Annotated in this window: 11 protein-coding genes and 2 riboswitches; of the genes, 5 read left to right on the plus strand and 6 right to left on the minus strand. The window is 35.1% G+C overall.

The genetic code is table 11. From position 1 onward, the window contains the following. Positions 1 to 33: 33 nt before the first annotated feature. The 3 genes from JNUCC51_RS02870 to JNUCC51_RS02880 form a co-directional block, all read right to left on the minus strand. The gene (locus JNUCC51_RS02870) at positions 34 to 1,410 is read right to left on the minus strand and encodes a PepSY-associated TM helix domain-containing protein (RefSeq protein WP_337990750.1); all 1,377 of its coding nucleotides are present in this window, start codon (positions 1,408 to 1,410) and stop codon (positions 34 to 36) included. Between the two features lie 533 nt (positions 1,411 to 1,943). Continuing rightward, positions 1,944 to 2,126: a hypothetical protein gene (locus tag JNUCC51_RS02875; protein ID WP_268636621.1), complete on the minus strand. Its 183-nt coding sequence runs from the start codon at positions 2,124 to 2,126 to the stop codon at positions 1,944 to 1,946. Positions 2,127 to 2,332: 206 nt separating this feature from the next. Continuing rightward, positions 2,333 to 2,523: riboswitch (cobalamin riboswitch) on the minus strand. Between the two features lie 241 nt (positions 2,524 to 2,764). After that, positions 2,765 to 2,914: a hypothetical protein gene (locus JNUCC51_RS02880; protein WP_166672109.1), complete on the minus strand. Its 150-nt coding sequence runs from the start codon at positions 2,912 to 2,914 to the stop codon at positions 2,765 to 2,767. A 164-nt stretch (positions 2,915 to 3,078) separates the two neighbouring features. Continuing rightward, positions 3,079 to 3,269: riboswitch (cobalamin riboswitch) on the minus strand. Positions 3,270 to 3,430: 161 nt separating this feature from the next. Here JNUCC51_RS02880 and JNUCC51_RS02885 point away from each other — a divergent pair. The 4 genes from JNUCC51_RS02885 (at position 3,431) to JNUCC51_RS02900 (ending at position 6,261) form a co-directional block, all read left to right on the plus strand. Then, positions 3,431 to 4,003 carry a TetR/AcrR family transcriptional regulator gene (locus tag JNUCC51_RS02885; protein ID WP_337990751.1) on the plus strand — a complete coding sequence of 191 codons (573 nt, stop codon included), beginning with the start codon at positions 3,431 to 3,433 and terminating at the stop codon, positions 4,001 to 4,003. Positions 4,004 to 4,020: 17 nt separating this feature from the next. Further along, the gene (locus tag JNUCC51_RS02890; RefSeq protein ID WP_337990752.1) at positions 4,021 to 4,419 is read left to right on the plus strand and encodes a DUF5367 domain-containing protein; all 399 of its coding nucleotides are present in this window, start codon (positions 4,021 to 4,023) and stop codon (positions 4,417 to 4,419) included. Between the two features lie 60 nt (positions 4,420 to 4,479). Further along, the gene (locus tag JNUCC51_RS02895; protein WP_337990753.1) at positions 4,480 to 4,842 is read left to right on the plus strand and encodes a VOC family protein; all 363 of its coding nucleotides are present in this window, start codon (positions 4,480 to 4,482) and stop codon (positions 4,840 to 4,842) included. Between the two features lie 486 nt (positions 4,843 to 5,328). Continuing rightward, positions 5,329 to 6,261, plus strand: a complete 933-nt coding sequence (locus JNUCC51_RS02900) for a C40 family peptidase (protein WP_337990754.1) — start codon at positions 5,329 to 5,331, stop codon at positions 6,259 to 6,261. A 170-nt stretch (positions 6,262 to 6,431) separates the two neighbouring features. Here JNUCC51_RS02900 and JNUCC51_RS02905 read toward each other — a convergent pair whose 3' ends face one another. The 3 genes from JNUCC51_RS02905 to JNUCC51_RS02915 form a co-directional block, all read right to left on the minus strand. Beyond that, the gene (locus JNUCC51_RS02905; protein WP_337990755.1) at positions 6,432 to 8,000 is read right to left on the minus strand and encodes an IS1182 family transposase; all 1,569 of its coding nucleotides are present in this window, start codon (positions 7,998 to 8,000) and stop codon (positions 6,432 to 6,434) included. Positions 8,001 to 8,162: 162 nt separating this feature from the next. Further along, positions 8,163 to 9,548, minus strand: coding sequence for a UDP-N-acetylmuramoyl-tripeptide--D-alanyl-D-alanine ligase (locus JNUCC51_RS02910; RefSeq protein WP_337990756.1), 1,386 nt, complete (start codon positions 9,546 to 9,548; stop codon positions 8,163 to 8,165). A gap of 146 nt (positions 9,549 to 9,694) precedes the next feature. Next, a complete protein-coding gene (locus JNUCC51_RS02915; protein ID WP_337990757.1) occupies positions 9,695 to 11,089 on the minus strand; it encodes a UDP-N-acetylmuramoyl-tripeptide--D-alanyl-D-alanine ligase in 1,395 nt (464 codons plus the stop codon). Positions 11,090 to 11,238: 149 nt separating this feature from the next. Between JNUCC51_RS02915 and JNUCC51_RS02920 the strand changes: the two genes are divergently transcribed. Then, positions 11,239 to 12,444 carry an ATP-grasp domain-containing protein gene (locus JNUCC51_RS02920; protein ID WP_337992178.1) on the plus strand — a complete coding sequence of 402 codons (1,206 nt, stop codon included), beginning with the start codon at positions 11,239 to 11,241 and terminating at the stop codon, positions 12,442 to 12,444. Positions 12,445 to 12,525 lie beyond the last annotated feature (81 nt).

The raw sequence follows: 12,525 nt of genomic DNA on the forward strand, positions 1-12,525 counted from the left end.
CACTTAAAAAGTGATACAGTATCGCTTAACATTTTAATTGACTTCTTTTTTTGCTAATTTATTTTTAGACACTAAATTTATGATTAATTCAACGAGTACCACAGCAATTAATGAAAGCCCAAATAGTGGCATCAGTATCCCTAAAATTATCATGAAAATGATAAAAGGAATGGATACCTTTTGAGAAATTTTAGGTGGTGCAGATAGCATTCCTTGTTTCTTTCGTAATAGCCATGTGCTAACTCCCCAAATAATAACTACTAAAAATGCTAGACATACTAGTAAATTAATTAATTTATTTGGCCAGCCAAACAAGTGACCTTCATGCAAAGGAATTCCCCACGTGAACCATTTAGCAAGAATACCATAGTCCTCATATCCTACCTTGTCTATATATTTCCCGCTATACTGATCAAAATACATTGTCGTTTCATCATATGGACTAACATCAAGACCTGTGACACCTGTGTTACTAGATTTTGCAACCGTATAGACACCGACTTCACTAGTAGGATAGATAATCGCGTATGGTTTTGATATATTCATTGCATTAATTTCATGTTGCAACTTTTCTACGCTTAGTTGGTAAGGGTTCGTACCACAGACCGTATCGGCTCCGTTACCATGATGTGCTGCATGTCCTTCATGTCCTGAATCTGACGTTGGAGGGGTTTCTTGACGAGTAGCCCACGGAATTTCACTGACATCAGATGTAGGTGGCTGCTGCTGCAATAACGGCGTACCGAAAGATGGATGATCTTGTGAAGCTTGGTAAATATATTTCCCCATAAACGCAGACCATGGTAAGCCTGTGAATATAATAACAAGCATTGGTATCGTTATAATTGTTCCAACAAGCGCATGGAATTTTCTACTCTTTTGACGTTTGTTTGTCTGCTTTGTTTTCTTTAGTACTTTTCCTTTAAACGTCATATAAATGCCTGAAAGTAGTAAAAAAATAGCCCAGCATGCAGCTAGTTCTACTAAATAATTGACAAAAGTTCCCCCAATAAATAAAGAACTATGTGCATTTCTCATAATATTTGCAAATGTGTAACCAGCATCTTGACCACCAATAATTTGGTTATGATCATCTAAAAACACGTATTTCTCTTTGCCATCTGCATTCTTCATCGTAAGTCGAGTATTATATGGCTCTTCTAACTCAATAATTTTATTGGTTTTATAGCCAGCATATGATTCTTCTGCAAGTTTAACAGCATCATCAATAGATTGTACCTCGGTTTTTCCACTTTCACCAAAAAAGTATTTATCATATAACTGATTTTCAACATTGGTATAAAATAAAAAACCTATACCACTTAATGTTAGCGAAATAAGAAGTGGAGTTATAAATAATGCGGCATAAAAATGCGTTCGCCAAAAGCTCTGATAAAGCGTGTTCTTCATGTCTAATTCTCCAATCTATAATAATAAGCGCAAAATTATTATATATATAAAAAGTGAAATAAGTATGAAGTCCTAGAGTTTTTTTTATGACAAATTAAATGTATTCCTATTGATATTATTAGGTTAAGGAAAACAAAAGGATTGTTTTTATTAAGAAAGGCTACTTAATGTCCGTATTGGGGTGAACATTAGGTAGCCTTTTAATTTTGGTGACACTAATCAGTGGGGATAATGCGTCCCCACTGATTAAAGTTTCACTTTATCCCGCTTTAACGGGCAGTAATAAATAAGCAAAAGCAAAGAAGTTAGGCGCGAGTTTAAACTGCCCGTAATAGCCCGATTGGTGAAACTAATAATCAGTGGGGTTAATGCGTCCCCACTGATTAAAGTTTCACTTTATCCCGCTTTAACGGGCAGTAATAAATTTAGCAAAAGTGTAGAAGTTAGGCGCGAGTTTTACTGCCCGTAATAGCCCGATTGGTGAAACTAATAATCAGTGGGGTTAATGCGTCCCCACTGATTAAAGTTTCACTTTATCCAATTAGTTCTTTCATTACATTCGAATAAGCTGTTAAAATATCATTTTTATGAACAGCATCTTGTCCTACATATTGTTCAACTGTCTCCTTTAATGTTTGAGAAGTACTTGTAAATTGCTTCTCCATAACTTCAATTTTTAACAGACTTTCATAATACTCGATTACTTGTAGATTCATGTGTAACACTCCTTCAATTTAGCATAAAAAACATCTTTCCTTCTTCAGAAAGATGTCTACTATGACAAATACACGACATAATACGGTGATTGACATGGCGAAAAAAGCAGTCTAATAGAAGCTACCCTTTTAGCAATCATCGTACTATGAGCATGCAGGAGAAATTCTCTAGTCACACTCAACACCCCCTATCCTCGTAGGTTTTTTGGTTGTACTAGATAAAGGCAGGTCTCCTGGCTTATGTTCATCACACTTTTCACCTTCCCATTACAATGCGTAACAGTGGTCTTTTGAAACGTGCTCACATTTACAGTTGCGGGACAGCGTCGGATTTACACCGATCTTCCCTTTTAAACAAATCGAATTTATGATTTGTACCTCTATCTTATTATTCCGTTTTTATTATTATACCAGAGTGGTTTGTGTACATTGACACTCTCTTAATAGATTACTAATATCACAGGTCTATTGATTCTGCTACTGAAATTTTTTAGTGAGGAATGGATATCCGATGACGAGTTTTTTGTCACCGAATCTGAAATTTTTGGGAATAATAAACTCTTATCATCAATTGAAAAAAAGAACTTCGAATAAGAAAAACATAGGGAGATTTTAGTCTTCCTATGTTTTCATTCATATTATTTATCTGTTTGTTCTTGCTTCTTTTTCAAATATTCCGCACGTATTTTTTCAAGTTGCTGCTTTTTATCAAATTTGGCAGGCTTGTGTTTTTCATGATACTTTGTCACAGCTGCCTTACCTTTAGTATCCAATTGATATTTCCCCACTTTGTTCACCTACTTTTCTTGTCCTTAAAGAGAATCTATTCAACAAATATAATATACCTTATTTTACTAAAGTAAACCTTATTAGTGTACTGTTAACCTTGCATATATCAACGTTTATAATAGACAACCAAATAGGCATCCAACCCCTATCCTCGTAGGTTTTTTGGATGTACTAGATAAGGGCAGGTCTCCTGGAATATGTTCATCACACTTTTCACCTTCCCATTACAATGCGTAACAGTGGTTTTTTGATACGTCCTCACATTTACAGTTGCAGGACAGCGTCGGATTTACATCGATCTTCCCTTTTAAACAAATCGAATTTATGATTTGTACCTCTATCTTATTATCCCATTTTTATTATTATACCATAGTATCTGGTATTATTGAGTGCTTCTATTATTTTCAATAGGCTCAGGTATCATCTGTTGCTAAAACAGACTTGTAAAATAAAGGATGTTTTGTTATTTTAGAGTTAGTTATCCGACTAACTAATAACAAAGGAGGTGTAAAAGGATGGCCAAACCTACTGGTATCGAAAAGTCAGATTTATTAAATGCTGCGAAGCAAAGTTTAGTAGAAAGAGGAATTGAAAAGTTTACATTAAAGGCCGTTGCTGAGCAAGCTGGTGTGACACAAGGAACTATTTATTATCATTTCAAATCAAAAGAGCAAATAATTCTTGAAATTGTCCAAGACATCTGTGAAAATTCTTGGAATGAGATTTTGACGACTGATCAACAAGTGATTCAAGCTGCACTTCTCTCTGCTAAAAGTCGATATGAAAACGATTCTTTTTATCATAAATTATTTTTCACTTTAATCGTCTTTGGCTTTAGTAACCCAATTATTAAACAGACAATCGGACAAATCCTAGCGTCTGAAAATGAACATTTATGTAACGTTTTAGAAAGATTATGGGATACATCCCCCATTGATGGCGTTTCAATGGAAACATGGAGCATTTTTTTTAATGCCATTATTGATGGTTTTGCAATACAAGTAATGATGAGAGACGATGTAGATGTAGATGCATTCTATCAACAATTCGAAAAAATCCTTGAAACACTTCATCGTCTAGGAAAATAACTTGAGGAGGAACTACTATGCCATTCTTTTTATGCTGGGGTTTTGGGATTTGGCTATTTGCAAGTGCTGCGTTTCGATTTGTAGGGCAATACTTTTTTACCCTTGAAGAACCTTTTCTCATGTTTGGTGCTTACATTTTAGTTATTCCACTCATTTGGATATCGACAATACCTATTTATTCTATGAAAAAAATACAAGGTACAGAGCGATTACTGGCTGCTATTTGTATCGTACTACCCGGAATGCTCATCGATGCAGTTGTATTATTCTATTTCGACAATATTTTTCCGAACTTATCGGCTGATGTAGATCGTTATTTCGCCTCATGGCTTCTATTGGCCTATTCTCTAATACTTCTTACTGGCTTTACAAAGGCTTCATTCATGAGAAAAAAAACTATTAATTCGTCAAATTAAAGGATTTGGCATTATTATCCTAGAAGTAAGTATCGATGAAGAATTAAAGGGGGAGAAAAAATGGTTGTAGGCTTACATCACGTTCAAATAACAATTCCAAAAGGTGAAGAAGAAAAAGGGAAACATTTTTACTGTCAAGTATTAGGTCTAAAAGAAATTAAAAAGCCTGATTCGCTAAAAGGACGAGGTGGATTTTGGTTACAGGTTGGCAATAAAGAGGTCCATGTAGGTACAGAGGATGGCTTTGATAGATTAACGACAAAGGCTCATATTGCCTATCAAGTTGAAAATATAGAGCAGTGGAAAAAGGCATTAGCTGAACAACATATCGAAATTTTCGATTCAGTTCCAATTCCTCATTTTGAACGTTTTGAATTTAGAGATCCATTCGGTAATAGAGTGGAGATGATTCAGGAAATTTAAAAGAAAACAGTTGAATAGAAGTTAAATTTCTATTCAACTGGCATGCTGTTTAAAGTATGAATCTTCAGCAGTGTGAGGGCTATTTCCTGACAGTCGTTTTAACAAAATGTTATCCAATTTTTTAATTTTAGCGGAACACTTTTACGTTTTTATCGCCCAACTTTTTAGTTTTATCGATTAACTTTCGCGATTTATCACCCAACCTTCTGATTTTTATCGACATCCGCCTTTCACCGCTTAGAAATGCTTGTACTACCTGCACCTATGACCCTTCCATCCTACAACACTTCACCCAACTGAAACATTTGTAATATAATTGTAAATTAAGGCGATGAGGCGCTTTATATCAGGTGTTTACAGTGATTTCCCATTCGCCGTGGTAACAATTACCTCAAAGAAGCCCTACATTTTCATGCTACGATTAATTCCAATGGCAAGCCAAATCGGGATTAATCCTAACAAAAAGCTTCAGGAGGAAATTACATCATGAATAAACGATTTTTAAATACAACATTAGCATTGACGATAGGTTTTAGTGCAGTGGGAATGGTACAACCAACTGTTCAACCCATAGAAGTAGAGGCTGCAACAACAAATGCCCTGAATAACACACAAGCAGTTAATGCGAAAGCAGATCAACTAATTCAAACTGGAAAAAGCTTAATTGGTAAGGCGACATACAGCAATTCCGTATACAAGGATACATATCCTTACAAGTTTTCTTGTGCTTCATTTATTATGTACATTTTCGAGAAAAATGGGGTAGACATTGGAACTTATAATGAGGATTATATGTTACAGCAAGGAACAGCTGTTAGCAGAAACCAATTACAAAAAGGTGATTTACTATTCTTTAAGAGTAAAAAAACTGGGACAGACCCTGACCACGTTGGTATGTATATCGGCGACAACAAAATGATTCATATGGCTGATTCTAAGCAAAATATCATTATTTCTGATTTAAACGGCAAAGCATATTATAAAGATAATTATGTTGGGGCCCGTAGAGTATTACCTACATTACTTTCAGCTAATCCTGCAACGAAAGGCGATAAAATTGTTGAAAACGCCTTTAATTATAAAAATAAAGTAACTATGAGCTCTACAAATAATGAAGCAAGTCTTCGCTTTACAGCATCAGGCTATGTAGACTTCATCTATCGTAAGAGTGGAGTTAAACTTGGTGCAACCAATGTAAAGGAACTAATGAATGTTGGAACAACGGTATCACGTACCAATTTAAAAAAGGGTGATCTAGTGTTCTTCAATAGTGTTACAGGCTCTAAAACCCCTTCATTAGTAGCTATCTACGCAGGAGATCAACGTATTATCATTCCAAGCTCTAGTGGTATTACTACAAGAGTACTAATGGTTGATTATTATAAAGAGCATTATATTACAGCAAAACGTGTTTTTTAAGATCGTTTACTAGAATCATTTAAAATGCTTCAAATTTAAAATGATCAACACAAAATTACATGTTTTGAAAAAGAGGCTGGGACATAACTAGCTTCAATTAGTGAGAAATCCGAATTTGAATGCATTCAAATTCGGATTTCTCTATTTTTTATGTAGTCTCCAGATAGCTTTTAGCCAATGGCTGTGAATTTTCTTAAATTCACAGCCATTAATGCGAGGCCCATCTCGTTTTCAACCTTCGATTTTCCTCGTACCGAAAATCGAGTGAAACGCAAATTAGCCTTCAAGAATCCAAAAACTGGTTCCACATCAATTTTGCGTTGACGATAAATGGTACTCGTTTTTTCTTCTGAAAGCTTTGCTCTCACATATTCTTTTTGTTGTTCCCATTTCTCATTCACCATTAACTTACGATTATTTCCTTCTTTTGCTTTTGTGCATAATGAACGGAGAGGGCATCCGGAACAGTCTTCACATTCGTATACCTTAAACTCACGCGTGAAATCATACTTATCCGTTTTCGTGGTACGATATTTAAATACAAGCTGTTGTTGGTTTGGGCAAGTGTATCGATCATGTTCTTTATCATAATCCCAGTTCGCTGTATTGAATTCGTTTTGCTGATGCTTTTTCTTTTGTTCTTTTAAATACATATTGTACGTGATTAAGGCTTCTCGCTTACGATTCGAAAGGATATCATCATAATTTTGTTCACTGCCATATCCGGCATCTGCGACGATGTGTTTTGGTAACTTAAAATAATGTTGTTCAATTTCATCTAAAAACGGGATTAATGTACGTGTATCCGTTGGATTCGGAAAAATGCTATAGGCAAGCGCATACTGACCTTCTGTTGCCACTTGTATGTTATAACCTGCCTTCAATTGACCATTTTTCATATAGTCATCTTTCATACGCATAAATGTCGCATCCAGGTCTGTTTTCGAATAACTATTTCGTTCGTCAAAGATTTCAAAGTCTCTTTGATATTTTAGTTTGCGTTCAATATAGTCGATTAATTGTTTGCGAGCTTGCTTTGGGAATTTCCGTTCCGTTCTTAAAGCCTTTCGTTCTGCTACATCTGATGAATCCTCAATTTTTCGATCATATTCAGAAATCACTTCATCTACTTTTTCGACCGTTTGAGCTAGCTCTTCTAGCGTTAATTCATCTTCGCTTTCTCGTTCAATTTCAGGTAGTATCTCTTTTTCAAGTAGCTCGTTGTATAGTTGGTTCGATTTCTCTATCAAGCTACCATGAAATTTTTCAATGGATTTCTTCCAAACGAACGTAAATCTATTCGCATTCGCCTCAATCTTCGTTCCATCAATAAAAATTGCTTCTTGATCAATGATTTTTTCTTGCACAAGCTGACAACGGAATTGGACAAAACATTGGCGAATTAATTCTTTTACTTCAGGTTGGATACGAAAACGGTTAATTGTGCGATAGCTTGGTTCATATCCTTGTGCAAGCCACATCATCCGAATACTGTCTTTTAAAAGCGCTTCAATTTTGCGACCAGAAAAGACAGATTGCGTGTAGGCACATAGTATAATTTTAAGCATCATGCGTGGATGATAGGCAGGACAGCCCTCATTTCGAAGGAATGGTTCGAACGTTTCAGGCGGGATACTTTCGACTAAATGGTGGACGTGGAAGGCAATATCATTCTTTTGTAACTTTACTTCTAAATCTAAAGGCAAAATTAATTGATTCATGTTATAATTTTTATACATAAGGATCCTTCTTTCTGTAATTTTGTTGTGGTGACTTAATTTTATCAGAAGTGGTCCTTATTTTTTTATGAAAAAAATTTAAAGCCGGTGAAATTTTACTGATTGTAAAATTTCACCGGCTTTTTAGTTTAGAGATGGGTTTTGTCCCAACCTCTTTTTCTATTATTTATTTTTTAACTGATTCGCAAATTCTATCATAGATTTGCTAGACATAGGACCTTTAATAAGTACAATGGTTTCACTATCGAGCTTATTGTTTAGTACTTCTAAAACTCCTGTAACATCTTTAAACATATGCACATCTGCTTTCGTGCCTTCCTTCAACGCTTGGTTCGCAATATTTTCTGCTCTTTTGCCAATAGTAATAAGCGTATCGATATTTCTTTTTGCGACCATTGTGCCAATCTCACGATGATATTTCTCTTCGAAATTTCCTAATCTCTTTATGTCACCTAAAATAAGAATTACTTTTTTCCTTTTTCCTATCGTATCTAGAACCTTCAGTGCTGCTTCCACAGAAGTCGGGTTATTTGTCCAAGTATCATCTACTATAGTACATTCACCAATGCCTGTAGAAAATTCTAAGTGTCTTGCCATCGATTTGAACGTTTTTATTTGTGAAATTGCGATATCAATGGAAAGTCCCATTTCCTTTACGGCAGCTATAGCCGCTAATGCATTATATACTTGGTGTTCTCCGTATCCAGGAACAAACAAATTGTAATTATCGTTTTCTACTTTTAATACAAATTTCATGCCGCCTTTTGCGAATTTGATATTTGTAGCTTGATAATCTGACTTTTCGCGAACGCCAAAGGTAATAACCTTCCCTTTAAATTTATTCAAAGAGATTTTTTTAATGTTTTCATCATCACCATTAATGATTAACGTGCCATCTTTTCTTATTCCATCTACAATTTCAGCCTTTGCTTTTATATAGCCATCAAGATTTATACATCCATCTAAATGATGGACACCGATATTCGTAATAATACCAATTGTAGGCTGATAGATCATACATTGGTGTTTAATATTCCCTATATTCCCCAGTCCTAATTCAAAGATAGCTGCTTTTGTATTCTGATTGATCCCAGTCAAGTACGGTAAGGATTGCCGTGGCTCATTTTTACTGCTGACAGATGCTTGAACATTCCATTCCTTACTAGCTATGTGTTTAATCATTTCTTTCGTTGTCGTTTTACCACATGTTCCGGTCAAAGCAACGACAGGTATTTGAAATAGCTTTCTGTAATAATCCATGAATTTCCAATAGGACTGCACAATACTTTTGACACTTATAACGGTTGTATTCTTCAGCGCATGTTTCAATTCCTCTGATGATTTATCAGAAATGACTAGAGATGGCCCCTTTTGATCTATTTCTTGCCAGTTGATAGTATCATTTTTACTAACGAACATAAGTGTATTATTTTGAGTCAGTTCATGTCGGTTATAATAAATTGCATGTTTAACAGACCAGAGTTCAGAACCGTTTATTAATTCTCCTTGTAATAATTTTCTTATTTCGCTCACACTAATATGTTGCAAGTTAACTACGCCCCCTTCCTATAATGTACATTTCTGAATAAATGAGTTAACATGATCATACTTCTGCATTTCTAGTAATTAGTTATAGGCATGCTCAATCTAGTAAATGATGAAAAATAACATTTATTTAGGTGAATAACAATAATCTATTCGGAAGTAGATGATTTTTTAAATTTTAAATCATCTGCCAACTTAGAAACTTCTTTACTATACATATCTCCTTTAATGAAAATGATAGTATTTTCATCTACAATTTTATTTAACAATTTATAGACGAGCGTAGTATTTTTAAAAATATGAACAGGTGAAGTAAGACCTTCCTCAATAGCATGAACCGCCATAATGCTTGCATGTTCTCCTATCGTAATGAGGACATCGACCCCAATTTGAGCAATTAGTTCTCCTGCTTGCTCGTGAATAATATATCCCCAAGACCCTAAATCTGTAATCGTCCCAATAATGGCAATCTTTTTCTTGCCTTCTCCGAGCGCATTCAAAACCTTTAATCCTGCCTCCAAAGAAGTAGTAGTTATATTCCATGTATCATCTATTAATACGGAATTATTAATGCCCTTAAACACCTGAAGCTGCTTATTCAATTTTCGGAATGTTTGCAGTTGTTTAGCTGCTAAAGAAATCGGCAAACCCATTTCATAAATAGCTGCAATCGCTGCAAGTGCATTATATACTTGGTGCTCACCAAAACCTGGTACAAAGATTTCATGGAGTTGCTTCTTGTGATGAACGTTGAACAGCATACCGTTTTTGTGGTAGCGAATATTACTTGCTCGAAAATCACAGGAATGATGCTTACCTACTTTAATAATGCGTCCTTTAAACTTCGATAAATCTATTTTACTTGTGTTGATATCCTCAGCATTAAGGATTAATGTGCCTGCAGGACTAATAATGTCCAACATTTCACCCTTTGCTTGGATATAGCCCTCTAAAGTTTTACAATAATTCAAATGATGTGCTCCTATATTTGTAATGATCCCAATAGTCGGCTTGAAATATTCTCCCGCAAGTGTGATGTCCCCCGGTGAACCAACAGCTGTTTCAAAAACGGCTGCGTCGGTATGATCATCAATATTCAGTAAATATTGCAAAGAAGCAGTTCTAGAATTACTACTTAGTGGCGTGGATACTACATTTTTTTCTGCAGAAAGTATATGTTTGATCATCTCTTTTGTCGTCGATTTACCAGAAGTACCAGTAATGGCTACGATTGGGATATTAAATTGATTGCGATAAAAATTTATAAACTTCCAATAGGCCTCATCTATATCTCTTACTTTAATGATGATTATTTGCTCAGGTATTCCTTTTTGACTGTATAGTCTATCAGTTACAAGCACTATTGGATAAAATGACTCATAGTCTTTCCAGTTGACAATAGGCTTATTTGTAAAAAGGGCGGTATTTGGTCTTTTCAATTGCTTCAGTCGATATGCGCCATGTTGAATCAACACTTCCTTCGACCCTTGCACTAAATGGCCTGCAGTTATCGCTGTTAAATCCTGCACCGTAAGAGGCTTCATATTATTTTCCCCTCCTTTCCTCTCTAGTATATGTAACTTCTTAAAAGTTGCTTGGATGTATACGAGATACTTAACTAGAGGAAACCTATTTCTTAGCATATATATATAGTTGATTAAGCATCTAAGTAACAATAGAAGGAGTGATATACCTGAAAACAATTATATTTATTGGCACAAACAAATCCGGGTCAAGTCGTGAAGCAACAAGAGCAGCAGAAAAAATGGGATATTTTACTGTACTTTTTACTAACAACGAAAAGCAATTACAGCAGAGAAATGCCTACCCTGATATTCATAAAATGATTCTTATTGATACTTCGAATATAAAGATCATGAAAGACGAAATACTCAATTTATCTAAAAATGGCTTTGAAATAAAATCTATCGTTAGTTTCGTTGATCCCTTTGTTCATATTGCCTCAATTTTATGTGATGAATTTTGTGACAACAAAACATCTTCAACAGCTATTGAAATGATGGAGGATAAAGAGAAAACTAGAATTTTTTTAAAGAACCAGCCTTATTCTCCAAAGTTTTTTCTTCTCAAGCCAAATGAGTCCGTCCCTAATAACCTGGGATTTCCGCTTATTGTAAAATCTCCAAAATCAACAGGCTCCAAAGATGTTTTATTAGCAAACGATACAGGTCAACTGGAGAAACACCTGAGCCATCTACGAAGCAAAAATCCTGGTGAAACAATTATGGTAGAGGAATATATCGAAGGTCCGCAATATTTAGTAGAAGCACTTGTCTATAACCGACAAGCAAATATCATCGGTATTATTGAACAAGAGATTACTCAAGGTAAACGTTTTATCATTACTGGTTATGGTGTTCTCGTTAAAGCCCCTAAAGAAATTCAAACCGGACTTGAGGAAGTACTGCAATCAATTGTTAAAGAGTTTAACATCGAAAATGGTGCATTGCACTTAGAGCTTCGTTTAACAAAAAATGGTTGGAAGCTTATTGAGATTAATCCGCGAATCTCAGGAGGAGCAATGAATACTATGCTTCATGCCGCTTTCGGGTTTAATTTAGTGGAAGAAACACTTAAATTATTTTTAGGTGAACGCCCTGATATCAATCCGAAGCATAGAAAGTTTGTCTATACAAAATACGTCATTGTTCAAAGTAAAGGTATTTTAGAAAAAGTTATTGGAAGAAATAAAGCAACTAATTCACCAGGAGTTGTGGAAGTATATGTAAAGCCCAAAAAAGGGGCATTGCTAACTCCTCCTTTATCGATGGGTCATCGTTATGCATATGTAATTGCGGTAGGCGCAACATTAGCGGAGGCTAAAAATAAAGCCTATAAAGCTGCAAAAGAAATAAAGTTCATTCTAAAACCATCTTAATTATCAATTATGCCTCTGGATAATTGCTTCCGGAGGCTTTAACTTATTTCAGCACCCTCTAAAAGAAGTTAGAATACTTTC

Origin of the sequence: Lysinibacillus sp. JNUCC 51 (genome assembly GCF_015999525.1) — a bacterium.
Taxonomy (GTDB): domain Bacteria; phylum Bacillota; class Bacilli; order Bacillales_A; family Planococcaceae; genus Lysinibacillus; species Lysinibacillus xylanilyticus.